The sequence below is a fragment of the Rhizobium cerradonense genome (assembly GCF_030182455.1).
Classification (GTDB): Bacteria; Pseudomonadota; Alphaproteobacteria; order Rhizobiales; family Rhizobiaceae; genus Rhizobium.
Genome location: NZ_JAQJCK010000009.1, coordinates 24,576 through 49,035 on the forward strand (window position 1 = coordinate 24,576; position 24,460 = coordinate 49,035).

Sequence of the window (24,460 nt, forward strand, 5' to 3'; positions counted from 1 at the left end):
ATGGCTTCATGACCTCGAAGCCTGTGGATCTTCCTGCGGACCTTGCGAGCGCCTATCTGGCGCTGCTTTCCGAGCGTGCGACGCTGCAGGCTGAACGCGATGTTATTGCAGCCGAGCGCGACACCGTCGTCACCGAGCGGGATATCGCGGTGGCGCAAGCGTGAGCGCGTGGTGATCGATCCCCCGACCGTATGTGCTTGTTGCGGCGGGTCGCGCCTGTCGAAGCTGGGTGAGGATGTTAACGAGACGCTGGAGGAGATACTGCGCCGCTTCAAGGTGATAGAGACGGTTCGGGAAAAATTTACCTGCCGTGATTGCGAGGCGATCAGCCAGGCGCCAGCACCGTTCCATGCCACGCCGCGCGGCTTCATCGGTCCTCATCTGTTGGCGACGATCGTCTTCGACAAATTTGGGATGCACAGTCCGCTGAACCGCCAAAGCACAAGGTTCAAATGTGAGGGCATAGACCTGTCGACCTCGACGCTGGCCGATCAGGTCGGATTTGGAACGGCGGCCATCATGCCGGTCTGCGACCTGATCGAGAAGCATGTCTTCGCAGCCGAGCGATTGCATGGTGACGACACGACCATCCCGATCCAGGCCAAGGGCAAATGCATAACCGGTCGAATATGGAGCTACGTCCGGGACGATCAGCCGTTCGGGGGAACGGCTGCGCCGGCGGCGATCTATTATGCGTCGAGTGACCGGCGCGGCGAACATCCGCAAAAACACCTGGCCGAGTATGGCGGCATTCTACAGAGCGACTGCTACAATGGCTTCGAGCCGCTCGCTGTCGCCGAGACAAAGACGGTTCCAATCACCTTTGCCTTTTGCCACGCCCATTCGCGTCGGAAATTCTTTGCACTGGCCGATATCCAGAAGAATGCTCGGGATCACAAGCGGAAAGGCAAGCCGATCTCACCGATCGCATTGGAAGCCGTCAAGCGCTATGACGAGTTGTTCGAGATCGAGCGCCAGATCAACGGTTTGAGCGCCGAAGAGCGACTGGCGGTACGCCAGGAGAAGAGCAAGCCGCTGTTCGACGACATGCACAAATGGTTGACGAAGGAACGTGCCACGCTCAGCAGATCGTCCGAGGTCATCGAGCCGATCGATTATATGCTCAAGCGCTGGGAGGGCTTTGCCCTCTTCCTCGAAGACGGAAGGGTCTGTCTTACGAACAATGCGGCGAAAAGAGCGTTGCGCGGTGTAGCGTTAGGAAGAAAAAACTGAGCTTCGCCGGTTCCCAGCGTGGGGCCGAGCGTGTCGCCGTCATGCTGACCGTCATTACCACATGCCGGCTTAATGATGTCGACCCAAAGGCCTGGCTTGCCGATGTCTTTGCCCGCATCGCCGATCTTCCCGTCTCCCGCCTGCACGAACTCCTCCCATGGGAATGGAAGGCCCAAAAGACCGCTATTGCGGCGGCGGCCGCGTAAATAGCTGCCGGAACAACGCTGCCGAACGCCCCAAGCCCTCATCGGTCAGGACCAATGACTTCGCCTTGTTGACTGGGTCGCCGATCATGCCCTTCTTGTGAAGCCGATCCGTCGTTGCCCAGTCGAAACCTTCCAGGCGCAACGCTCGTTATGCAGCGTCAGCCATAACAGCGCCAAAACTGCATCGTCGATCTTGTCCTCATCAATCTCCATGAACCGACATTACCACGCGCGCCGCCCAAAATCCCGCGGTCCTGCTCGGATGGATACGTTACTTCTTTCAGTTCCAGGGCATCAAAGCGTCGAGGTCGGTCGCTGGCCAACCTGCGGCGATGCGCTCGCCCGTCTGCGTCAGCCGCGCCAGTGGATCGACTTCGATCATCTTGGCGGATGACGGCTATCAGCACTCGGCTGGGGCACCCCTACGAGATGGCTATAGCCACCTGCTCAATAGCGTAGTGAAGCCCGTCACTTAATTGGCGCTCCTTTTGCCAAAAAACGACGTAGTGGTAGATCGCTCCTGGCTCAAAGGGCCGAAATTCTACACCGAGGCTAGAGTACTCTTTCGCGATAATCTCGTTCGTGACAGAGACACCGATTCCTTCCAGGACGAAGCCGACGTCATGACCGTTGGCGTCATATTCGACGACAATTTGTGGCGTGGCCCCCAGATATCGAACTGCATTGACGCTCATTTGGTGAGAGGCAAACTGCGGATCGATGTCGATAATTGCCTCGCCGACGAGGTCTTCGGCGGTGACAAGCGGCTGCGATGCAAATCGATGATTTGGCGGAAACAGACAGACATTCGTAGCCGTCCCAACGGGTATCCAATCAAAGACGCGTTCGTCGAGAGGCAAGCGCGAAATGCCGAGATCAGCGCGGCCGTTTAACACATGGTCTGCGATCTGCTGATAAGTGCCCGATTTAACCTGAACGGTATAAGAGCGGCTTTTCTCGCGGATCTTTTTGACAACTTTCGGCAGAGTTCCGAACGAGAATGCGCTTGGCGCCGCGATCGCGATCACCCGCGTATCATTGCTCTTAAGAAACTGGATTGCCGGCCCTATTCGGTCGAGACCAGCAAACGCTGCATCGATCGTGCGCAAAAACTCCCATGCCTTATCGGTCGGAATCAACCTGTTGTTTTCCCGGCGGAAGAGTGCAAATCCAATCGTCTCCTCTAGCTGCTTAATGTTCTGACTGACCGCCGGCTGCGTTATCCGCAACGCCTGCGCCGCGAGCCGTTCCGAGCCCGCACGCATGACCTCGCGCAGGATTTGAAGCTGCCGGATCCGAACTCCTGAACCATCGATATCCACAATGCGGTCCCTCGACTGTGATGTCGCGCAACGCCCAGTTCATAAGCGGCGCTTATCGAAATTTCTTTCATCTTATAAATTGACCGCGGAAAAGCAAAGTATATTTTTGAATATATGGCACATTAACTAAGAGTTAATTGGATATAAAACCTCGCCAACTGGTTAGTTTTGCGACTTTCTCGAACAATATTCGAATTAAGTGCGACGTTATGGAGTGGCATACCCGACAGACGTAGAGGAGGTGCTAATTTGTACGTTTTCTTAGATCAATTCATCTATGGGATGACGAATACGATTGTTGTCTTTTTCTTGAGTTGCGCTTTGGGAACTTCATTAGGCTTGCTTATCGCGATTTTCGGGAACTCACGCCGAAAAGCCATCGCGGCCTGCTTGCGAACCTATACCGGGATCATCCGGGGCGTTCCCGAACTCCTGATCATCCTGCTGATGTATTTCGGGGGAACAGCCTTCTTGAGCATGATTGTCGGCCGCTACATCGAAATCAATGCGTTCGCAGCCGGGGTCACGGCATTGACCATCGTGTTCGGCGCCTATGCTGCCGAGATATTTCGCGGTGCGATCAATGCAATTGCACCAGGCCAAAGAGAAGCCGCTTTGGCGCTCGGGCTGCCGCGGTGGCAGATCTGGTTTCTGATCATCATTCCGCAAATGATCCCGGTCGCTCTACCCGCCTTCTGCAATCTTTGCATCTCTTTGATCAAGGATACATCCTTGATCTCTGTTGTGGGTCTGACAGACGTCATGCGGGTCGCCTATGTGGGCGCGGGTTCCATGCGCGCGCCCCTTCCCTTCTATCTCGCCGCATCGGCGATCTATCTCATGCTCACCAGCCTTTCCCTACTGTCGTTCAAGCTCATTGAGCGTCGCTACTCAATCCCGTTTGGGAAAGGTTGAACCAATGAATACCGCTGTTGTGCTGGATGCACTATTCACCCTTCCCCGTGGCCTGGTTCTGACTTTGACGCTCACATTCGCATCGCTCGTGGCCGGTTTTGTGATCTCGATTCCTCTGGCAATCCTGCGTGCATCGACCAGTCCTTGGGCGTCCGCATCGGTGCTGGCGTATACCTATGCCTTTCGCGGCACGCCTCTGCTGGTGCAGCTTTTCCTGATCTACTATGGCATCGGCCAGCTTTCCTTTGTCCGCCAGAGCTTGCTCTGGCCAGTGATGCGCGAACCGTTCTGGTGCGCATTCATCGCCTTCACGCTGAACAGCACCGCCCACACCACGGAGGTCCTTCGCGGTGGTATCCAGGCGGTCCCGCAAGGACAGATCGAGGCTGCCAAATCTCTTGGTCTATCGCGCCTCCGCACGATGCGATTGATCACATTTCCTCTGGCCATCCGTATCGCGCTGCCGGCCTACGTGAACGAAGTCATTGGAATGCTGAAGGCAAGTTCGCTCGCAAGCACGATCACATTGCTGGAGATCACCGGCCTGGCACGTCAACTGGTCTCTGAGACATTCGCGCCGTACGAGGTCTTCATTGTCGCAGGCGGTTTCTACCTGCTGCTCACCCTCATGATTACTCGCGCTTTCCAGGCTCTTGAGGTGCATTGGTCGCGCCCAAACAAACCGCTGAGCGTTGCGATCGCGAGCAGTCCAAAGAAGAGGCCAAAGCCATTGCTGACCACCGCGACGTCTCAAGCTGCGCCGAGGTCGGACCTATCAGCCATGAAATTGTCAAACTCAACGAAGGAAGGACGTCTCTCATGAAACGAGCTGCCACGCTTGCCTTGTGTTCCGTGCTTGTCAGCACCACAGGTTTATGCGCTTTCGAAAAGAAAACGATCACCATTGCGTCCGAAGGCGCATCGCCGCCCTGGAACGCCTTAAATGCCGAAGGCAAGCTTGTCGGGTTCGACATCGATGCGGGCGAGGAACTCTGCCGGCGCATGAACCTCGAATGCATTTTCGTGGCGCAGGATTGGGATGGGATTATACCGGCTCTGACGGTCGGAAAATTCGATGCCATCATGTCCGGCATGGCGATAACCGAGAAACGGAAGCAGTCGATCGCCTTTTCTCAGCCTTACGCCGGCGGTTTTAATCAGCTCGTCGTGCGCAAGGATCTGGATCTGCCGCCGACCGACACGTCGAAGAAATTGAACCTCACCAACGTCGACGCCGACAAGCAGGCTGTCATTGATCAGCTTCGAACAGCACTCGCCGGCAAAACGCTCGGCGTCTTGCGATCGTCAAATTCTGAAGCGGTCCTGAATGATTTGTTTGGCAAGGTGGCGACGATCAGGAGCTACGATTCCCAAGACAACATGCATCTAGACCTCGCGGCCGAACGCATCGACGGCGGGCTAGCCGACTATTTCACCTGGAAAGCCTTCCTCGATAGCAAAGACGGCGGGACCGCAACTTTGTACGGCCCGCAACTCTCCGGAGGTTTGTGGGGACCTGGCGTCGGCGTCGGGCTTCGCAAAAATGACGCCGAACTCATCGGTGCTTTCGATGGTGCCATTGCGGCCGCCACACAGGATGGAACGCTGAAGCGGTTAAGCGAACAATGGTTCAAGATCGACGTTTCGCCACAGGTTTCGAAATAGAAGCAAGCTGCCCGCCCTGTGCATTTCCCGAGAACGGCTTGGTGCATGGGGAACTCGATGATTCCAAACTGAAGGAAGAGTGTATGTCCGCCCCTTTTTCCATTGCTCTGACCGGTCAGTCACTCATTCGCCATGACCTGCGGACGATCAGCGACCGACGCATTGACGAGATCGTCCAAGTTCTCAAGGCGAGCGACGTCGTCTTCACCAACCTCGAGACGACCATTTACGGGCGCTATGGGGGCTGGCCTCTCAAGGGCTCCTATTTCGGAGCCGCCGCACCCTCAGTTCTGGCGGCGTTGAAAAAACTTGGCTTCAATAGCCTGGCTTTGGCAAACAACCATGCCTTTGATCTTGGGCCCTCGGGCATCCTATCGACACTGGAGGAAGCGACTGCCCAAGGCTTTCTTCATGCCGGTATCGGCGCCGACCAGCATCAAGCTGCAAAGATCGAAAAGAAGGTGCTCGGATCGCGGACGGTTGGGCTCATTGCCATGGATGCGGGCCCCGGTCCGTCGTTCATGTACGCCGAAGATGCCGTCGAAGGCCGTATGGCAAGGCCCGGCATTAACAGGCTCAAGGTTTCCAGGGTGTTCGAACTTGAGGTGGAAACCTTCAATATGCTTCGCTCCATTCAAAAGCGGTTCCTAAGTTCCGATCTGGAACGGGCGAATTATGCGCAACCGGAGGATCCGCCTCAGATAAATCCCAACGACGAAATCGATTTCTATGGAACGGTGTTTCGGAGATCCGACCAGTACGCCCGGCGCATTGTGATCGACAGACAGAGTGCCTGGACACAACTTTCAGCGATCGTGGAAGAAGCGGGCCGCGGCACATTCGTCATCGTCTACTTGCATCACCATCATTGGGAGCCGAACTGGCGGCAGGTGCCGCCATGGGTCCAGGATTTCGCGCATAATTGTGTTGACGCCGGCGCCGGTCTTTTCGTCAGCCACGGAGCGCCCGTTTTGCAAGCGATCGAGATATACCGCGGCACCCCAATTTTCTATGGTCTCGGCAACTTCATCTTCCATACGGAAAAAGATGAGCAGGAATGGAGTCCGCCCGAAGTTTGGAAGAGTGTTGTGACGACCTGCGACTTCGAGACGGGCGGACGCTTGCGGGAGATCAGCTTGCGCCCGATCATCGTCGGCGGGGCTGAGGCCCTCTCGGATCGACAGCTTGATCGCCTTCCCTTTCCCGTGTTAGCCGACGCCGAATTGGCAGACGGCATTCTCGACGATCTCGCCGACCGAAGCGCCGGCTTTGATACTGTCATGTTTCACGAAAACGGCATCGGTCGAATAATTCTATAAGGCTTAGAACTCGTTCTCTCGACGCTCTCGCAATCCGGTCGCAATAATCGCGGGCCTTTGCTTTCGCTATAGATCGGTGTCCGGCCTCTCTTCCAGCTCCTCATCGGCAATTGAACTGACCAGCGCCACGACGCGGCTGCGGACACGCGGGGGAAGCAGCAAAACGTCCTCGATCAGACGGCGGCCTTCCGCGGTGGAGATATAGGCGATGCGGTCATCGACCTCGGTCACGATTTGAGGATCCACTGCGCCTTCGGGATCTGGCAGGCCCTCGAAGAATTTGGCGACGGGGACCCGGAGGCGTTTGGCGACCTCGTAGAGCATGGATGCACTGACACGGTTCCTGCCGTTTTCGTATTTCTGCACCTGCTGGAAACTGACGCCAATGCCGGCGCCAAGGTCGCCGAGCGATACATTCGATTGTATGCGGCGGATACGGATCTGCTGTCCGACATGCAGATCGACGGGATGGGCTGACTGGCTTTCAATGGTCGGCTGCTTGCTTTGCCCACGTCTCGACGATCGGATTTGTGCGGCGGCTGTACGGCGATTCATGGTCGACACCCCGACTGGAGAGTTTCATGCGGTACGCCCCCGCTGAAAACTCGCTCAACCCACTGATCGGGGAGTTCGAAACCGTGCAAGACGGCCCTATGGCCTTTAGTTCCGGGGAACCTGGACATACGCCACAGGCTCCCCGACCTCAAAGGTCAAGGAGTGTGGTGCCGTACCGGCCGACACCAACCGCTTGCAGGGGTTTCGAAGCCCCAAGGCAGCGCGTACTGCCTCACACAAAAAGATAGAGGAATTCAGTTTGCTTCGCAACCGAATTCTCTACAAGATTCAATGGCTTCGTCTTGGAATCACGCGTTAGTTCACAGAGCGACACATCCGCGAATCGCGGATGCAATAATGCGCTGAGGTATTCCGAGCACAATCAGGAAAACGCCCATTCCGGCGCATCTGCGCTCAGCGTCCCAGCTGAAAAAGCCGCGGCCAGATCCGCCCACAGTGGATCCTCCGTAAAGCTTGACAAAGGTCCAGAAGCATCCTCGATGCTCATCTGGCCAAATCGTTCCAGAAGGCTCGAAATCCCGCTGCTGCCGGGCGTGTTCAGCAGAGAAAATGGCTCGCATGGCGAGGAAATGACGCGATGGCCCCACGCGCCCGGCCGCTCATCCTCAGTCAGGGCGGCGAGAAGCTCCGCGTCACGATCGTCGCTCCTCAGCGCTTCACCGAATGCCCAGCGCATCAACGGATAATAGACCGTATGACGACTTCCGCCGAGAACGCGTACCCCGGGCAGGATCGATGTGACGATAAACATCAACAGGAGATTCGGAATGATCCGTCCGTTCGCCAAGGCCACGCCCAGAGCTCCGGGTGAAAATTCGACATGGAAATCCTCTGTACCCCTCGGCCGAAGAACGGCATCATCGAGCCACAATGGAAAGAGCCGCCCGTCGATGCAGCCCCAGAAGAAATGGGTCGAGTTCTTCAGCCAACCGCGCCAGGCATTATCGGCAAGTCGATCGATGCCATCGAGAAGCCGTCTCGCAAAGCTGATATCCTCGATCAGCCGTGCTCGCAGCCAGGATTGCTCATCGGAAAGATGATCTCTAACCAGATCGGCGATATCGTCATCATCGAGTTGCAGAAAATCGATCTGGCTGTCGAAATAGCGCTTCCAGAGACGAAGGTTTGCCGCCTTGATCGCTTCGGCAGCCGACGGGAATTCGCCGGCCGGCAAGATTCCTCGAAGGCGACAGATTGCGTCCGTCTCCCCGCCGGGCCGATCGACATTCTGGAGTTGAAAGCTATAGCCGTTGTTTCTGCCCAAGATGCTGTAAGGGATCATCTTGCTGCGTGACAGGCCAAATACATTGATCGCCTGGCCATCAATTTGTAGCCACGCAGGACCTTTGCGGCCGCGCTCCACGAATTTGACGGTCGAACAACCATAGGAAATGTAGCATTTCCTTCCATGGGCGCGGAGCCCCATCAGCGAGAAGAGATGGGTGTAAAACGCATCGGGCTCGATCAGCAGATGCAGGTGCGGCCCGGTTTGCAGCACCGGGGCAGCTTCGATCTCTCTTTCAAATCTCGATACTTGCTCTCCCGAAAAGCCACGGCGTTGCGCGATCTTTCCGATCCGCGAGCGCAATAACGACAGGGCTTGCTGTCGGGGGGTGCAATCCAATTGATAAGAGGCGACAGCAAAGACCGCATTGGCATAGTCTGCCACCGGAACCCCCGCAAACCGACGGGCCCAGGGGAACAATTGAAATATCAGAGCTTGAAGCTCATCCTTGGATATCAGTTCTGTGCCGATTGATGTCTCCATTAAATCAGCCGGCTTTCCGCCGAACCTCCCCGATTCATCCGGCAGCAAAAGAAGAGAGCAGCGGCGATCATAACCGCGCCGAAAAGTCCGAAAATTTCCGAAGGCAGGATCGCGTTTCCGAAAACGCCGATGATGCCGTAGGCCAATAAGCCTGTGGCGACGCAGACCGTATGAATCTGGCTCCGTGCACGCCCCAGCGCATCGATCGAGACGGTCGACTGAACCTGAACATCAATCAGAACCCGCGCGATGTTGTAGCTCAATCCCAGGATTGCCATTTGAATGAGAGCGAAAGGAAAACTTTGGTAGAACCAAAAGCCAAGAAGAAACATGCCGGCAAGCGCCAAATGGACGAGAACGTTCTGCGGTCGCCAGAACCCACTACCCAAGAGGAAGATTGCGCAGCCTGCAATGGAGCCAACGGCCCAGGCCGCCTCAAGACATCCGAATTGCAGCGACGTCCCGTCCAGTTCACGGATCACATAAGCCGAAGCCAACACGTTCACAAACATGCCCATTGCATAAATCAGTCCGTACATGGCTGCGCCGGTCTTTAACGACCCAAGAGCGAACGTCGTCGGCAGCAGATCCGAGCGACGAATGTCGCCACTTTTAGCGCGATGATGAGCCGCAGAACGCGGGCGTATGCTGCTCATCGCCAGCAGCCCCAGGAGGGAGAGGACAAAGAACCCACTTGGCAACAGAGGTGCTAACTCCCGGCCAGCGTTGCTCAGCATGAAACCGGTGATTATGGCCGCGAGCAAATTGCCAGCCTGCATTCCAATATACGCGCTCGAATTGAACGATCCGAGATTCTCGGCGCGCGCTATAGATGGGATTAATGCCTGCAGCGACGTCGAGTAGGTTCTGTCGACGATCGCAAAGATGGTCCAAGATAAGTAGAGAACAATGAGCGGATCGGCGAACAAGAACCCGAGCCCGGTCGTGAGCATCAACACCAGCCGAAATAGATCGCAGACCATGCAGACCATGCGACGGTCGAACCGATCAATTAGTGTGCCGCCGATATTGCTCGTCAACAGTTCGGCAGCACTGCCGAGCGCGAGAAGAACGGCAAGAGCGCTGGTGCCGTGGCTGACATCGACGGCAATCCAGGCCGCCAACACGAAATACGCATTACGTCCGGCGGAAGACGTGACAACACAGAACAGATAGATGCCGGAAGCAGTGTTCCTCCCGATCAATCCGCCAAACAATATCCCGACTCCATCTGCAATCCTCACGATAATTTTGTGAGTGCATCCTATTCGACTCGATGGAGCGCGGCTTTCATGAAAGTGATATTTCTTTTCTCGCTCGCGATCAGCCTATCCCGTCCAGAGTGCACGATACTGCGCCGGCGAAAGTCCGGTCTCCCGCCGAAACCTGGTCGACAGATGGCTTCCGCTTGCATAGCCACAGGCAATCGCAACGTCTGTCACGGTCATCGTCGTCAAACGCAGAAGATCGCTGGCACGTTCAAGCCGGCGTTGATTGTAGAACGCATAAGGTGTCAAACCTTGGGATTGTTTGAAGGCTCGACTGAAGTGCTCGCGGCTTATTCCCGCTTCTTCAGCGAGTGCGCGCACACTCGGAGGTTGATCGATATGGGCATCGATTTGCTCGATCACTCTCTTGAGGAGCGTTGGTGCCAGTCCTCCTCGAAAGGCCTTGCCGGATGTTCTGGAGTGGCGTTGCAGCAGTCCGAAGATGGCCGCCAAGTATCCTTCGACGATTAGATCACTCACAGGATCATCGTGTGATAGCTCCCAGGCAATCTGCCGTGCTACGGATTGGATCGGCAGATCCCTGAATCCGAGTTTGGGACGCCAGTTGCCGACAGCTGGCAGTCTCTCCGAGAAGTTGGTCAAGAACGCGTTTGCAACTGTGATCATGAGATAGCCGGCGTCGGCATCACCTTCATCCCAACCACTCCAGTGACAACCTGGCGGAATATAAACAAGAGAACCGTCGGGTCGCGGAGTGAAGCCAACATTGCGCCCGTCAATATAGTTTTCCCCGAATTTGGCAGAGCCTCGCATGTTGAGGAAGATCATATGGTGATCAGTTGCAACTTCGATGTTCTGCCGTCCTAAATCGATCCGGCGAACAACATCGGCGCGCGCATCGTTCCAAAGACCTTGCCTGTGAAGGATTATTTGTCCTTGAGACTGCTTTATCCTTTCGGGTCGAATGGCTGCAACGGGCTCCACCTTTTATGGCTTCTCCTGCTCAAGAGCGACGGCAGTGACCGTACCGTACCAAAAGTTGCTCGACAAATTTCTTTTAACCAGAGGACGAATTATATGTCACTTTCATGAAAGCAGATCACAATCATGGATGCAAAAACCTGATGAATCCGCTCATCTTCCCTTCGTGCATTATCGCGAGGAGGCGTCGTACCGCTGGTTACCAAGATCAGCCACGAGCGCATAGGATATCAAAGAAACCGGAATGCGATGATGCGAGAGAAAGGTCTTTCGCATGCATGATTTTCACGACTTCTTGGAGGAGTGCGACCGTGCCCCTCGGCTCAACGAGCTTTCGGAGTTCTTTTCGACAACCGCATCGGGGCGGGCCGGCATGCCCATCCGCCCGCCTCAGCTCGACCGCCGTCTCTTTCCAATGGACCTGACGTTCCGGCGCTTTTCGGCCCTTCATCCGTTGCGGCAAGGTCCATTCGATCAGCACTACCTCAGTAGCATTCCGTATCGGTTTGAGGAAGAGTGCCGTATGGGCTGCGCGATCCTTAAGTATGCACGCGCCAGAAAGGCGAAGCTCAACCTCTATACCTTGGGCACCGCCGAGGGCACGATGGCGCGGGTCATTGCCGAGCTCGGCAATGGCAAGATCGAGACACTATCCTGCAGTCCCAATATCGAGAACCTCAGAAACTTCTATGCCTGGGGCGTTCCACCGCATGCCATGTTTTTCCATGGACCGTTTCACCATCTGACCCCCGAAAAGATTCAGCATGACGAAAAGCTGAAGACGTTCGCGAACGGCTTCGACATCATTGTCGAAGACACAACGTTTCAAATGTATTCGCCCAATCGCTTCGATCAGATTCGTTTCGTTTCGCAGCACCTGAAGAGCAAGGGGCTGTTTATATTCGTCGAGAAATTCAAGCACGAGGATGATGAGGAGTATCGTCGGCGCGAACGGCAAAAGGACCATGGCTTCAAAGCCCGCTTTTTCAGTTCCGCCGACATTCGCGCAAAGGAAGAGACGGTTCTAACGCGAATGAATCGAAACGAGGTTACGCTGGCAGAGATCATTGACACGATGCGGCGCTTTTTCAAGCATGCGTTCGTGACCTGGAACAGCGGGAATTTCTATACGCTGATCTCCAGCAACAGTGCAGAAAACCTCGACCTCTTCCTGTCGAAGCTCTGCCCAGCCGCGATACCAGCAGAATATGCCTACGCTGATCTTCCTTACAGACTTTATGAAGCGACGGGAGAAAGCGGTTGAGATGATGGTCAGCGAGATCCCGAGGTTGTTAGGCGGCCTCCATGATCCAGCATCTACTTGCCTTCCTCGGAACGCAGCTTGGACATGGCTTCCACCAGAGACAGCATCGATTCCACCGCCTCGTCGGGGAGGCCCTCAACGACCTTAATGAGTTTCCGGCGGCGTTCTGATGCTTCCGGAGATTTGCCAAAACGATAGGGAGCAGCCGCCATGATCAAGTCGATCGGCGAGAAATCCAGCAATTCGCTCAGATGTATGAGGCGCGAGACATGCATCTTCGTTTCAGCGCGCTCATAGCGCCCATAGACGATCGGATGAAGCCCGAGAAGCGGTGCTACGTCCGCATGGGTCAAGCCGGCACGATCGCGAGCCTCGCGCAGGCCATCGGCAAGGCGACGATCGAGTTCGGCAAAGGTCGGGACCGCGTCATAACCCGGGCGGCGAAAAATCGGCTTCTCGACTTCGATATCGATCGTTTCGATCAGATCGTTCTTATCGATGTATTTCTCAAGTCTGCTGGTCATGAAACATACCCATGCTGATTTCCTTCCTCATACATTACCGACGTTGCACCTGGCTACTGCCGGCCGAGCCCAGACGGTTCGGCCGGTCACATTCTTCCCGCTTGAGAAGGAACTAAGATGAGTGGCGACGATCCGAGACGCGGACTTACTGATCTAATCGATGATCATGCTGCATTGATTGTCGAATTGGAACTCGTGCGCCAGTCGAAGCCCAAGATACCAAAAACGCAGTTGACGCAATTGCGCATCAAGGAACTGGAACTCTACACGACAATCAGCGCATGGCCGCCAGGAAACCGCATTGAGGCCTACAGTAAGGTCGAGCATGTCGCCCGCGTCCTGGCGACCGGGGTCGCATTAGATCGGACAACAGTGGCTTTTGTCTTGCGATCCGTGCAGCCATTCTTCAAAGAATGACGAGATCCTATAGACCATAATCCAGCGTCTTTAAACGTAATAGACCTGGATAACTCGGCAGTTCCGTTGTTATCGGCACGTCATCAAAGATCGGCGAGAAGACCGGCCATTTCCCATGGAAATCTATAGGATAGTGCTGTAAATAAATGGAAATTGCGACATAAAGCATCGGCCAAAATGACCGCCGTCGAAGCACCTAGCCGGATTGAAACGGCACGCATAGAGAATCCAAGCTGCGAGTTGGTCGACCTTGCGCTAGAGGTCGTCGCGAAGGTGGAGCTGCTCGGGCGCGCCCTCCACGCTGAAACTGCCGCCCAATTGGCTCGGACAGTCCACATAATGAAGCGTGATGGACGCGGCAACCTATCGACAAAGGGATTGGAGTTGTTCACCGGACGGTCCTCCGCGTCTGCGTCGACCAACTCAACTATATGGGCAGTCTTTTCGATCTCGATGCGCTGGGAGGACGTTTGAAGCGTTATGTCGATCGGCATGAGACCTTGCCTGCGGAAGCTGCACGGCTGTTGCAGGAAGCGTTGGTGCGAGGCGCATTCGAGCCTGGCGAGGCTCCGCGCATTACAGGACTTCCTGAGCGCTCGGCACGCCGGCTGCTCAAGGCGCTGATTGACGAGGGTCTACCGGCATCGACGACCGAAAAAAGGGGCGGTGTCGCTGCGCTTTCCCACGCATGCGCTCGATATCCTCTTCCCGCGCCTCTACCCCGAAGGGGTGTAAGACAATCAGCCGACTTGGCGACATGGAGGACATTGATATTGCGCTCGGACGAGAGCCTCGCCGCAAAAAACTCAATCTCTCAGGTCAAAATAGTGACGCTCGGTCGTCTCTTTTCCTGAACTTTCGATATCGAAATAATAGGGCTCGTCGCGTAACGGCCGCGCGGTGTATTCGCGATACTCGCAACTGCTCGAATCCGAATAGACGCGCGTGACGCCGTCCTTCGTTGTCGCCGTCCGATCTTCATTTCGGTATCGCTGGAAAGCCCTGGCCTCACAAGCGTTGACGGTCCGCGTGCAGCGCGACAGTTCGCTGGAACGACCATGGTTGAGGTCCTGATCTCCCTCGGCCGGCGCCCATCCTGCCGGGCAGTCCGCATATCGCTCATATCCGGGTTTGCCAGCGCCGCCCTCTGGGCAGGTTGGCCAGGAGAAACCGGGCCGCTTCATGGCCGAGATCAGCCGCTCCATCGGCGGATGACAGCTCTCGACGCCGTGCCACGATGGATTGTTCGAGGCCGCACAAAGCAGCACCTCGCACCCCCACTCGCTCGCCTCGGCCGGTGAGAGTGGCAGGGAGAACATAAAAACCGACACAAGCGACAACACCAATCTCATCGTCAGATTCCTTTGCTAGCGATCTCTCCGTCGCGGCCTGTTGCGCCAGTCGGCGAATGGCGGCGTGATCTCGTACTCTCGCTCCTGAAGAAGTGTCCGGTCCGCCAGCGGTTGTCGTTCCATCGTCCGATCGACCGCCTTGCGGTTCCATTCATCCATGTCGAGAACGTAAGTCCCCCAGAGCCCATACCGTGCCGATCGGGCGTATCTTTCTGCTGTGAGATATCGCGGATTCGGCCCCGCGGTTGCGGCAACCCTCGCCCAGCCGACGCGGAGCATCTCGAGGCCGAGGTCGCGTGCGTGCATCGAACATTTGGCCGCCAGTTCTCCCAAGCGGTAAGGAGGAGCCAGCCTGCAGACCACCGGCGTATTGCCAACGGCGCGCGTCAGCCAGGCTTTCGCCAACGCACCGCATGGGACGGGAGCAGGAGCCGTTATTTTTCCTCGTGGTTTTGGATCGAAGCCCCATTGCGGAACTGGGCAGGCTTGAATGCCGGCAAGCCGCACGCTTCGTCCGAGAATTGGAAACAACAGCGTGTCACCGCTGATAACCGACACCCTGCCCTTCAATATCGGCGTTTCGGGCGTCTTGAGTCCTTGGTCGACGGCCGAATCCCGCACAAGATCGGCGGCGGAAACCGTATTAAAGGCCGCGCAAAGAATAACCAATGCGCCAATGGCAAGGCGAGCGCTCATCTAGCTTTCTCCTGATGGTCGCTTGCCGCCCGTCCGAGCAGAATTGAGGGATGACGGACGTCGGGAAACTGCCAGAGGCCCGCCTTGCGCGCCCTCGCCTCCTGCTCGCCAACGGCATAGGCCGGATTGACGGGCATGCCCTTCGCATCAAGGGCTGCGAAGGCATAACCCTCCGAGATCAGCATGGTGGCAAGGTCCAGGCGCTCCCCCGCAACCGCCGCAAAACAAACGACGTAGACGACGCCTGCCGCCCGTGCGATCGGCGCACAGGAGGGATGCGTGTCCTTGATGAAGGCCGCGAGCACCGAAAGCGATGCATCGCCGCAATCCTGTGTCTTGCCGGCATTGTTGGTAAAGGTCGTCCCACGCAGACAGGCCTGTACGCCGTAAAGCCGATAACGCTCGCCGTTCGCCGTCCAGGTGTCGCCACTCTCCAGCGCCACGCCCGTATCCAAATCGAAATACCCCATCGGTGCGGCCAAGAGGGGCTGAGCTGTAACGAGAATAGCCACGGCAATGAACAAGGACATTCGGTTCATCGGTTTTGGACCCGGGGATCGGCCCACATCCCAAAGCCGCTGCGGCCAATCTTCTCGGCCCTGGCAAGGTCCGGACGCATCAGCGTGCCGTCCGGCTTTTTCGAGAGCTTGACGGCGCCCAATGAGAGCAACTGCTCCTCGATATTGTCGACGGTATCGAGCGTGCCGGGGTAATTGTAGTAGCCGAAGCAAGTCGCGTCCTGGAGCGGCGCATTCTCCTCGGAAACGAACGCCCGGCAAAAGAGCACCTTCGGCGACTTCAGGAGGATCGCCAGTTGCTCTCTGGCGAAGTCCTCGCATCTACCGGCAAAATTCTCCTTTCGGTTCACCATCTCGCCGACACATGGCTCAAGTCCGAAAAGATGCAGCCGAACTTTGTCGTCGACAGCGATATCCGTGGCGGACGCGGCTTTGAACCCGCTCGCAGAGGCAAAACCCTTACGGCCGACCACCTTCCTATCACCGTTGTAGTACTCGACGACGAGCACGGTCTTTCCCGGCGCCGCGAAGGATTTCACATAGGCTTCATCAACTGCTCCCGCGGCGGCAATGACGCGCCCAGCCATCAATACGAAGGCCGCCCTGACCAAGAGCTTCTTAACTAGATGCGTTACAATTTTCTTTGGCACGCTGTTCATTTTTAGCTTTCCCTTTCGAAAAAACCGATGTAGCACTAAACCAAATAGGTTATTTGCATCGCAAAAACAAGCGGCCATTTCCGCTACCCGGCAACCGACTATATCGATCCAAACCCGAGCGAGGATATCGCATGCGGTCGACCGTCATTTTGCTTTCAGTCATGGCTTTGCAGGGTCCTATCCCTTCAAATTCACTTGCTGATGAGCTGAATTCTTTCGATTTTTCACGCTTTGCAACTGCCACGTGGGCGTCGTCCTGGGCCAGTCCAGGACAATCGAAGGAGGAGTTTTCGATCGGGAAAGACGGCATCGTCATGCCTGAGATCGTAGCCAAATCACATAACTCAAATGGTTTATTTTCTGCATCAACCCAAGGAACGGAATCCGGCGCCGGATCAAAAACTCATCGCGCTACGCCGCTTCGTCAAATCGATAGCATGCCCCTATGCGGCCCTTCACCGATCGATCCAGCAGGGATCGAAGCAATGGTTACAGACGCCGCGGGAAAATATGGCGTCGATGCGGGCTTCGCTACCGCTATTGCCTGGACGGAAAGCCGCTTTGATCAAGTTCGCAATAGCCCAAAAGGTGCGCGCGGCCCAATGCAATTGACGCCTGCGACGGCCGCGCGTTTCGGCGTTACCGACATCTGCGATCCGGCGTCGAACATCGATGGCGGCATACGCTATCTGCGCACCCTCCTCGTCCGGCTCAAGAACCCCATCCTGGCCGCGGCCGCCTATAATGCGGGCGAACAGGCGATCTACGACAACAAGGGCGTCCCCGCCTATCCCGAAACCGTGCGCTACGTCGCCTCTGTGATCAATCGGCAGCTCGGCGTCAGCTTCCCCGACAAGCGCTTGTCCAATCCTCGAAATCAAAAGTCACCCGACAACACCGACCGGCAGACCGGCAGCAGCGACGTCCTCGGCGCCCGCGGCGCGGCGTTCGTCGGTGGCGTCATGCAATTCTGAAACGAAAGGAGCGGAACATGAAGTTGGAATTGTCCTCGCGTCAAAAGACGATCCTGCGTGCCACGCTGGTCTTGTCGCTTGTGGTTGCTGCGCAAGTGGCAGGTGCTGATCTCGCTTTTGCCCAGGCAACAAACCAAGCCTTTGCGCCGCTACAGGCTGTTGTGCAGGCCATCGTCGACTTCATCACCGGCCCGTTCGGTCGTCTGGTCGCGATCATAGCCGTGATCAGTCTTGGCTTCCTCGCTTTCGCCGGACGATTGAGCTGGTTCACAGCCGGCGCCGTGGCGCTTGGTATCGGCCTGGTCTTTGGGGCACCTGCCATCGTCGATCAGCTGATCGCAACGGTCGGAAACTGATCATGGCACAGGCCGACAACGACAAACCCCATCTCACTCCCCTGGTGATCGGGCTGACGCGCGCTCCCACCCTATGGGGCGTACCCTATATGGCCGTGGTCATCATGATCGGCACCACCACCATCGCCTGGCTTGCGACCAATGAGTTATGGGCGCTGCTGACCGCTCCCTTCGCCTATGTCGTGCTGTTCACGCTCAGCACCTTCGATGCTCGCATTCTCGATGTGCTGCAGGTCTCAACCCGGCTTACGCCAAAAACCCCAAACAAGACGTTCTGGGGCGCCAACTCGTACGGGCCCTGAACATGCTGAACGTTATCCGCGAAGAACTCGGATTTGGCGCTATCGCTCATCGCGAGCGGCCGATGTCGAAACATATCCCCTACCTCCGCCATGTCGCCGACACCGTCATCAAGCTCGAGGACGGCGCATTGATGAGTGTCGTCAGGCTGGATGGGCTGTTCTTTCAGACAGAGGACCAGGCGGAACTCAACATGCGCTCGCTCATTCAGAACACCTTGATCCGAGCTTTGGGATCAAGCCGGTTCTCCCTTTGGTCGACGGTCATTCGCCGGCAGGTCGACACGACGATCTCAAGTGAATTCCAAGATCCATTCTGCGCGGAGCTGGATCGGCGCTATGCGGCCTCTCTCGCCGGCAAACGCATGTTCACCAACGAACTCTATCTGACCGTCCTCAGGTCCGGCATGCGGGGCGCGCTCGCTGCCGGTGATGGGGTTCGCCGCTTCCTCGACCGCGCAGCCGGGCGAAATGCGCTTGATGAGCATTTGCGCGAGGGCGTTAGCGAGCTCGAGGAATTTGTCGGCAACATCACCCGCGACCTCAGCAAATATGGCGCCCGCCCACTTGGCATCGCCTACCGCAAGGATGAGCCTTATTCGGAGCCTTGCGAGTTTCTAAACGCCATCCTCACTTGCGGCGTCCCACGTCGAATGCGTCTGCCGCGGATGGGTCTTGCCAATTATATCGGCACCTCCCGTCTGCATTTCTCGCGGCGAACGATGCAAGCCCAGGGACCGACCAGGGACGAAGACAGGTTCGGCGCGATGCTCTCGATCAAGGAGTATCCGCCATTCACAGGTCCGGGCATGCTCGATGGCCTTCTGCAGGTGAACCACGAGTTCATTCTCACCCAGTCCTTTACGATCGCCGACAAGCCGATCGCCCAGGAGCGTATTTCGCGCCTCAAGCGTCAGATCGCGGCGTCCGATGAGGCCGGCAGCAACGTCGAGGGCGACATCGATTTTGCTTTGAACAGCTTGCTCAATCAGGAGGCCGTTTTCGGGTACCACCACCTGTCTCTGCTCTGCCTGTCGCGGGACCTCGATGGTGTCAACAAGGCGGTCTCCGATCTCGGCGCCTGCCTCACGGACATGAACATCAATTGGCTGCGCGAGGACCTCAACATGGAAGCCTCATTCTGGGCGCAGCTACCCGGCAATCACGCCTACATCGCTCGCAAGGCGATGCTGTCGAGCGCCAATTTCTCCGGCCTGTCGTCGATGCATAATTTCGCCTCCGGTCAGCGGGAGGGGATGCATTGGGGAACACCGATCTCCATTCTCGAAACCACAAGCCAGACGCCCTACTGGTTCAATTTCCATCAGCGCGATATCGGCCATTTCCTCGTCACCGGCCCGACCGGATCAGGAAAGACGGTGGCGCTGACCTTTCTGCTTGCCCAGGCGTTTCGGGTTCGGCCGTTGCCCAAGGCGGTCTTCTTCGACAAGGACCGCGGTGCGGAAATCTTCATCCGTGCGATGAACGGCGCTTACGAGATCCTCTCTCCCGGCATGCCGACGGGGTTCAATCCCTTGCAGCTCGAAAACACCGGCGAGAACCGCGAGTTTCTGCTCCGGCTGCTAAAGGCGATGCTGCGCAAGGATAAGGAAGGCGCCTTCGATCAGGAGGAGGAAGACACGCTTGAACGCGCCATCGTGCGCCTGATGCAGGAACCCACCGCCGAGCGCAATCTCGCCAATCTTGCGGGCCTGCTGACCGGCCGGTCTCGTGCCGATCCAAACGATCTCCATGCCCGCCTCAGGCCCTGGATCGAAGGCGAGAAGGCGTGGCTTTTCAACGCACGGCACGATGTCCTCTCATTCTCCGGCCATCGGGTGTTCGGCTTCGACATGACCAACATCCTCGGCAATCCGGAAGTCCGTACACCAGCGCTGATGTATCTGTTCCATCGCATGGACGAGCTGCTGGACGGCACGCCCGTGATGTTCTTCATGGATGAAGGTTGGCATCTGGAGCGTGATCAGACCACCAGCGACTTCATTGTCGATAAGACAAGAACCATCCGCAAGCTCAATGGCATCATCGGGTTCGGCACGCAGTCAGCGGCTGACATCGCCAAATCACCGATATCGCATACACTCATCGAGCAATCCGCTACCCATATTCATTTCCCCAATCCTCGAGCCGACGAAGACAGCTATATCGGGCGCTTCGGGCTGACGAGGAAGGAGTTCGACTTCATCCGCAACACGGCGCCTGAGAAGCGCACCTTTCTGATCAAGCATGGCAATGACAGCGTGATCGCCCGGCTCGATCTTTCCTCGATGCCCGACCTGATCAAAGTGCTCTCCGGCCGCAAGGAAACGGTCGAGGAATGCGGGCGGCTCCGCGATCAGCATGGCGACGACCCAGGCGGCTGGCTTGCAGAATTTTGCGGGTGGGCGCGCCCGTGAGAGCTGCTTTCCTTCCCACTCTCCTTGCTGCGGTATTGCTGCTTGTGTTCGACGCAGGCCCCCTCTTTGCGGACGTCCCCGTCCTCGACGATATCAATTTCGGCAAACATAAGCAGCGCAATGAGGCGGTAAGCAACATCGAGGATACCGACCACGATCGCTATGAGATCCATACCTCGGTCACCTGCTCGATGTATCGGCCAGGCCGCCGCAACGATCCGGTCGGGGCGGCAGAGGCCAATCCCGAAATTTCAGGCCTGGTGCGACGGGTCGCGCGCGAGGAAGGTGTCGACGAGAACCAGTTTCTAGCCCTTGTCTACCAAGAAAGCCGGTTCAACCCATGCGCCAAGTCGGGCGCCGGCGCCACCGGCCTCGCACAACTGATGCCGGGAACGGCGGCTGAGCTCGGTGTCGACGAGAACAATATCGAAGAGAACCTGCGCGGCGGTGCTCGTTATTACAAGCAGCAACTCTGCCGCTTCAACGGTGACGTTTCGCTGGCATTGGCAGCCTATAATTCCGGACCTGGCAATGTCGGCAAGTATGGCGGCATCCCGCCCTTCAAGGAGACGCAGGGCTATGTCGCCTCGATCACCCAGGACTGGCTTCCGGCGTTCGGAGGATCCGATAAATCGGGAATACCCTTAAATTTTGGAGGTGGAGGAACCGCCTATGCCAGCATGCGGTCATCGACCTTGAACGCCATGGGCACGTCGACCGCCACTTCCGATAGCCTCGGAAACGTCGCAAGCTGGTATCAACAATTGGGGCAGGTCCAGACGGGAACCATTCAGGACAGTTGGGACCATAATTCGGCGGTCCGCAACGCCAATCTCGAGATGATGAACAATGTCATCAAGCTCGGGACCGCGATGGCCGACCTTGTCAATTCCCGCAACGCCGTCACCTCGGCCAACCTCTCCGGCTCGTCGCGCAGCACCGATCACGATTCCGATAGAGAGACGCCGCGTGAGACGACCGGTTTCTGTGATCCCCGCCAGAACCTTGTCTGGAGCGATGCGGACAAGGCCTGCATTGAGAAACGTCCAACCGCAGATCAGGTGCAGCTATTGCTGCAGCCACAATAACAGGAGAAGCGAAATGAAGTTCAAAGCGCTCATACTCTCCATGCTCCTGGTGTTGCCGTCAGCGGCGCTCGCCGACGTGCCCGTCATCGACAAGACGAACTACGAGGTCGCCAAAAAGACGGCTGAGACCACTGACCATATCCTCGATACCAACAAGAATATCCTGTCGACCGTGCAGGATACGTTGAAAGCGGTAACCGGCGACCGCGGCAGTACCGCCGCGCCCTTGAAGGACCTGGCGATCGGCAACGGCTTCAGCGTCTCGACCATACCTTCCTTCGACAGCATCCTGAAGGAAGGTATTCCGAATTTCGGTTCGATGAGCGACGATATCACCAAGACGGCAACCACCTTCGTTAACGGCCTGCAATTGGTGAAGTCCTTGTCCGGCAAGGAAAACAGCACGTTCTCGGGCGACAAATCCTACGAGCAATTGGTCAACACCGTGCTTGGCGTCTCGGCCTTGATCAACGGATCGCAGCAGGCGATCGAGACACGTCGAAGCGCCTTCCAGCAGGCCGGCTCTGAGATCGGGTCGGCTCAGGACATCAAAGGCTCGATCGACCAGAACACCCAGCTTCAGGTGCAGTCGGGACTGACGCTGAACGAGATGATCGGCGTCCTGAACGGTGCCGTCATCTCGCTGCAGGCGGAAAACCAGCGCCGGCTCACCGATATCTCCAACACGAAGAAGGCTCTCACCTACGGAAACTGAGATGGCAAAATATCAAGGCCTCGGCGCCTTACTTATCGTCGGCTTCCTCCTGGTGGCCTGTGGGACTGTCAAGGAGAAGACGGCGCCCTGCAAGCGGCCGGCCAATCTCACCTCATTTGCGGAGGCCCCACGGAAAGACTGCGGCCCCTTGCGTCCTGTCAACGATTCGGTCGCCGCCTTCGCCGCACTCGGCGTCGCCGATCAGCAATAGGGCTCGGCAATGCAGGATTTCCTCGGCGATCTTCTCAACCGCATCGAAAACTCCGGAACCAGCTTCTCGGAGCAGGCCTATACGATCGTCGGCAACGAGCTGATGCCGCTGCTGAAAATCATGTTCGTCGCCTATGTCGCCTGGTACGGCCTGCAACTGATCATGGGAACAGCGCGCATCGGCGTCGGCGAGATCATCGGTCGCATCGCCCGTATGATGATCGTCCTTGCGCTCGTCCGTTCATGGGGCAATTTCAATAATCTGTTCTATCATTGGATCAACGATACGCCCGAGAATGTTGGCCGCGCCATTCTGGCGGCGGCAGGAACCGGCATCAGCGAACCGACCAACGGCATGTCGCAGATCTGGAAAACCGCGAGTGAGGCAGCGTCTGCCTTCGCCGAGCAGTCCGGCTATTTCTCGATCCTGCCGAGCATGATCGGCATCGTCATCATGGTCGGCGCCGGCGTCTTCATCGCGATCGCACTTGCGATCCTGATCCTTGCGAAAGTCATGCTCTGGGTCCTGATCGGGACCGCGCCGCTATTCATCGCCTGCATGCTGTTTGAACGGACACGTGGCTACGGTGTCGGCTGGTTCAACCAGGTCCTCACCTATGCGCTCATTCCGCTGTTCATCTACGTGATTGCCGCCTTCCTGATCGCTGCGATGAACCCGGAGTTGACGAAGATCGACGCAGCCAGCGGGTCCCGCACTCTCACTCTGGCCGACATTGCCGGGTTCCTGTTGCTGTGCATCGCGGGTGGCTTCGTAATGCTCCACATCCAGTCGCTTGGGCAGGGAATTGCAGGCGGTCTAGCGGCCGGCGTCGGCAATGCGGCAAAACATATAACGCACTTTGCCGGCGTCAGAACGCCTCGCGCCGTGGGGCGCGCTGGCGTTTCGGCCGGCCAAGGGGCTGCGCGCGCGGGCAGCAATCTTCGCGAGCGGTTCCGCCGAGATGATGGTGACGACCCCGCGGGCGCCCGCTCCGCGATGCAGGACAAAATCTCCAAAAACGGCACGCCGACATGACCTCAAACCTTCGAGCGGTTGATTGACGATGGCAAATTCCAGGAACATCAATTTGGCGACCTATTACCAAAGCGGCGACATCTGGGAGCAGGAGGTCGTCAAAAGAGCCAGGCGATCGCGGACCCTCGCCTGGTTTGTCACCACGATTTTTGGCGGCATCACGCTTCTGAGCCTGCTTGCGCTCCTCATGCTCGTGCCGCTCAAGAGCTTCGAGCCCTATATCGTCGAGGTCGACAAGAGCACCGGCTATGTCGAGGTGAAGACCGGCCTGACGCGGCCAGCCAATCTCACCGACCAACAGGCGATTACCCAGGCCAATATTGTCCGCTACATCCGCGCTCGCGAAGGGTATGACCCTTACGCGATCGAACAGAATTTCGGGATCGCCGCACTTCTTTCGACGGGCAATGCGGCACGCGAGCTTCAGGATCTCTATAGCGTCGCCAATGCGAAAAATCCCGCTAAGGTCTACGGCAAAACCAAGCGCGTAACGACGGAGATCGCCTCGGTCACCTTCCCGAACGGCTCGACAGGTATCGTTCGCTTCTCAACGACGGAACTTTCCGACACGGATTCGATCACCAGCCATTGGATCGCGGTGGTGCGTTATCGCTACACCGACACGCCTGCGACCAACGAATGGCGGTTCGAGAACCCGCTGGGCTTCCAGGTCTACGACTACCGTCGTGATCAGGAAACGGTCTCGGGGAGCGACCCGTGA

At 57.2% G+C, this 24,460-nt stretch carries 26 protein-coding genes and 3 pseudogenes; 17 read left to right on the top strand and 12 right to left on the bottom strand.

Features of this window, described 5'->3' with window-relative positions:
- Window positions 1-8 precede the first annotated feature (8 nt).
- Both PH547_RS33960 and tnpC read left to right on the top strand, forming a co-directional pair.
- Window positions 9-164, top strand: coding sequence for a hypothetical protein (locus PH547_RS33960; protein WP_483315563.1), 156 nt, complete (start codon window positions 9-11; stop codon window positions 162-164).
- Window positions 157-1,439: pseudogene (gene tnpC, locus PH547_RS20730) on the top strand (IS66 family transposase); the annotation flags it as partial. The gene PH547_RS33960 and the pseudogene tnpC, both read left to right, overlap by 8 nt.
- Here tnpC and PH547_RS20735 read toward each other — a convergent pair.
- The 3 genes and pseudogenes from PH547_RS20735 to PH547_RS20745 form a co-directional block, all read right to left on the bottom strand.
- Window positions 1,417-1,652: pseudogene (locus PH547_RS20735) on the bottom strand (DUF6429 family protein). The pseudogenes tnpC and PH547_RS20735 sit on opposite strands and share 23 nt — an antisense overlap.
- A 67-nt stretch (window positions 1,653-1,719) precedes the next feature.
- Window positions 1,720-1,830, bottom strand: a pseudogene (locus PH547_RS20740) (transposase domain-containing protein); the annotation flags it as partial.
- Window positions 1,831-1,861: 31 nt separating this feature from the next.
- Window positions 1,862-2,761, bottom strand: a complete 900-nt coding sequence (locus tag PH547_RS20745) for a LysR family transcriptional regulator (RefSeq protein ID WP_285169316.1) — start codon at window positions 2,759-2,761, stop codon at window positions 1,862-1,864.
- 249 nt (window positions 2,762-3,010) lie between these two features.
- Between PH547_RS20745 and PH547_RS20750 the strand changes: the two genes are divergently transcribed.
- The 4 genes from PH547_RS20750 to PH547_RS20765 all read left to right on the top strand — a co-directional run bounded on the left by PH547_RS20750 (window position 3,011) and on the right by PH547_RS20765 (window position 6,660).
- A complete protein-coding gene (locus PH547_RS20750; RefSeq protein WP_285169421.1) occupies window positions 3,011-3,676 on the top strand; it encodes an ABC transporter permease subunit in 666 nt (221 codons plus the stop codon).
- 4 nt (window positions 3,677-3,680) lie between these two features.
- A complete protein-coding gene (locus PH547_RS20755; RefSeq protein ID WP_285169422.1) occupies window positions 3,681-4,499 on the top strand; it encodes an ABC transporter permease in 819 nt (272 codons plus the stop codon).
- The gene (locus tag PH547_RS20760; protein ID WP_285169317.1) at window positions 4,496-5,341 is read left to right on the top strand and encodes a transporter substrate-binding domain-containing protein; all 846 of its coding nucleotides are present in this window, start codon (window positions 4,496-4,498) and stop codon (window positions 5,339-5,341) included. Before PH547_RS20755 ends, PH547_RS20760 begins: the two co-directional genes overlap by 4 nt.
- Window positions 5,342-5,424: 83 nt before the next feature.
- A complete protein-coding gene (locus PH547_RS20765) occupies window positions 5,425-6,660 on the top strand; it encodes a CapA family protein (RefSeq protein ID WP_285169423.1) in 1,236 nt (411 codons plus the stop codon).
- 66 nt (window positions 6,661-6,726) lie between these two features.
- On the opposite strand, the gene PH547_RS20770 is transcribed toward PH547_RS20765, so the two are convergent.
- The 4 genes from PH547_RS20770 to PH547_RS20785 all read right to left on the bottom strand — a co-directional run bounded on the left by PH547_RS20770 (window position 6,727) and on the right by PH547_RS20785 (window position 11,217).
- Window positions 6,727-7,215 carry a helix-turn-helix domain-containing protein gene (locus PH547_RS20770; protein WP_285169318.1) on the bottom strand — a complete coding sequence of 163 codons (489 nt, stop codon included), beginning with the start codon at window positions 7,213-7,215 and terminating at the stop codon, window positions 6,727-6,729.
- Between the two features lie 382 nt (window positions 7,216-7,597).
- On the bottom strand, window positions 7,598-9,004 hold the full coding sequence (locus PH547_RS20775) for a hypothetical protein (RefSeq protein ID WP_483315564.1): 1,407 nt from the start codon (window positions 9,002-9,004) through the stop codon (window positions 7,598-7,600).
- Entirely contained in the window at window positions 9,004-10,221 is a 1,218-nt protein-coding gene (locus tag PH547_RS20780; RefSeq protein WP_285169320.1) for an MFS transporter, read from the bottom strand. The genes PH547_RS20775 and PH547_RS20780 overlap by 1 nt, the downstream gene beginning before the upstream one ends.
- 111 nt (window positions 10,222-10,332) lie before the next feature.
- Window positions 10,333-11,217 carry a helix-turn-helix domain-containing protein gene (locus PH547_RS20785; RefSeq protein ID WP_285169321.1) on the bottom strand — a complete coding sequence of 295 codons (885 nt, stop codon included), beginning with the start codon at window positions 11,215-11,217 and terminating at the stop codon, window positions 10,333-10,335.
- Between the two features lie 271 nt (window positions 11,218-11,488).
- On the opposite strand from PH547_RS20785, the gene PH547_RS20790 reads away from it, so the two are divergent.
- Entirely contained in the window at window positions 11,489-12,478 is a 990-nt protein-coding gene (locus PH547_RS20790) for a class I SAM-dependent methyltransferase (RefSeq protein WP_350223746.1), read from the top strand.
- Between the two features lie 53 nt (window positions 12,479-12,531).
- On the opposite strand, the gene PH547_RS20795 is transcribed toward PH547_RS20790, so the two are convergent.
- Window positions 12,532-13,002 carry a helix-turn-helix domain-containing protein gene (locus tag PH547_RS20795; RefSeq protein WP_285169323.1) on the bottom strand — a complete coding sequence of 157 codons (471 nt, stop codon included), beginning with the start codon at window positions 13,000-13,002 and terminating at the stop codon, window positions 12,532-12,534.
- A gap of 117 nt (window positions 13,003-13,119) precedes the next feature.
- On the opposite strand from PH547_RS20795, the gene PH547_RS20800 reads away from it, so the two are divergent.
- The gene (locus PH547_RS20800) at window positions 13,120-13,419 is read left to right on the top strand and encodes a hypothetical protein (RefSeq protein ID WP_285169324.1); all 300 of its coding nucleotides are present in this window, start codon (window positions 13,120-13,122) and stop codon (window positions 13,417-13,419) included.
- An 806-nt stretch (window positions 13,420-14,225) separates the two neighbouring features.
- Here the strand turns inward: PH547_RS20800 and PH547_RS20805 are convergent.
- The 4 genes from PH547_RS20805 to PH547_RS20820 are packed head-to-tail and all read right to left on the bottom strand — an operon-like array spanning window position 14,226 to window position 16,572.
- Window positions 14,226-14,771: a hypothetical protein gene (locus PH547_RS20805; protein WP_285169325.1), complete on the bottom strand. Its 546-nt coding sequence runs from the start codon at window positions 14,769-14,771 to the stop codon at window positions 14,226-14,228.
- A gap of 15 nt (window positions 14,772-14,786) precedes the next feature.
- Window positions 14,787-15,467, bottom strand: a complete 681-nt coding sequence (locus PH547_RS20810) for a thermonuclease family protein (RefSeq protein ID WP_285169326.1) — start codon at window positions 15,465-15,467, stop codon at window positions 14,787-14,789.
- Window positions 15,464-16,006, bottom strand: coding sequence for a thermonuclease family protein (locus tag PH547_RS20815; RefSeq protein WP_285169327.1), 543 nt, complete (start codon window positions 16,004-16,006; stop codon window positions 15,464-15,466). The genes PH547_RS20810 and PH547_RS20815 overlap by 4 nt, the downstream gene beginning before the upstream one ends.
- Entirely contained in the window at window positions 16,003-16,572 is a 570-nt protein-coding gene (locus tag PH547_RS20820) for a hypothetical protein (protein WP_285169424.1), read from the bottom strand. Before PH547_RS20820 ends, PH547_RS20815 begins: the two co-directional genes overlap by 4 nt.
- A gap of 203 nt (window positions 16,573-16,775) precedes the next feature.
- Here PH547_RS20820 and PH547_RS20825 point away from each other — a divergent pair, with 203 nt between their 5' ends.
- Genes PH547_RS20825 through PH547_RS20865 form a run of 9 tightly spaced genes read left to right on the top strand, consistent with a single transcriptional unit; the run spans window position 16,776 to window position 24,460 of the window.
- Complete coding sequence (locus tag PH547_RS20825; protein ID WP_285169328.1) at window positions 16,776-17,618, top strand: lytic transglycosylase domain-containing protein; 843 nt, start codon at window positions 16,776-16,778, stop codon at window positions 17,616-17,618.
- A 17-nt stretch (window positions 17,619-17,635) separates the two neighbouring features.
- On the top strand, window positions 17,636-17,974 hold the full coding sequence (locus PH547_RS20830) for a TrbC/VirB2 family type IV secretion system protein (RefSeq protein ID WP_283053732.1): 339 nt from the start codon (window positions 17,636-17,638) through the stop codon (window positions 17,972-17,974).
- A gap of 2 nt (window positions 17,975-17,976) precedes the next feature.
- Window positions 17,977-18,276, top strand: coding sequence for a VirB3 family type IV secretion system protein (locus PH547_RS20835; RefSeq protein WP_283053731.1), 300 nt, complete (start codon window positions 17,977-17,979; stop codon window positions 18,274-18,276).
- A 2-nt stretch (window positions 18,277-18,278) separates the two neighbouring features.
- On the top strand, window positions 18,279-20,690 hold the full coding sequence (locus PH547_RS20840) for a VirB4 family type IV secretion/conjugal transfer ATPase (protein WP_285169329.1): 2,412 nt from the start codon (window positions 18,279-18,281) through the stop codon (window positions 20,688-20,690).
- A complete protein-coding gene (locus PH547_RS20845) occupies window positions 20,687-21,778 on the top strand; it encodes a lytic transglycosylase domain-containing protein (protein WP_285169330.1) in 1,092 nt (363 codons plus the stop codon). The genes PH547_RS20840 and PH547_RS20845 overlap by 4 nt, the downstream gene beginning before the upstream one ends.
- 13 nt (window positions 21,779-21,791) lie before the next feature.
- Window positions 21,792-22,493 carry a type IV secretion system protein gene (locus tag PH547_RS20850; RefSeq protein ID WP_285169331.1) on the top strand — a complete coding sequence of 234 codons (702 nt, stop codon included), beginning with the start codon at window positions 21,792-21,794 and terminating at the stop codon, window positions 22,491-22,493.
- A 1-nt stretch (window position 22,494) separates the two neighbouring features.
- Window positions 22,495-22,704, top strand: coding sequence for a hypothetical protein (locus PH547_RS20855; protein WP_285169332.1), 210 nt, complete (start codon window positions 22,495-22,497; stop codon window positions 22,702-22,704).
- Window positions 22,705-22,713: 9 nt separating this feature from the next.
- Window positions 22,714-23,739, top strand: coding sequence for a TrbL/VirB6 family protein (locus tag PH547_RS20860; protein WP_285169333.1), 1,026 nt, complete (start codon window positions 22,714-22,716; stop codon window positions 23,737-23,739).
- A gap of 28 nt (window positions 23,740-23,767) precedes the next feature.
- Window positions 23,768-24,460: a VirB8 family type IV secretion system protein gene (locus PH547_RS20865; RefSeq protein WP_285169334.1), complete on the top strand. Its 693-nt coding sequence runs from the start codon at window positions 23,768-23,770 to the stop codon at window positions 24,458-24,460.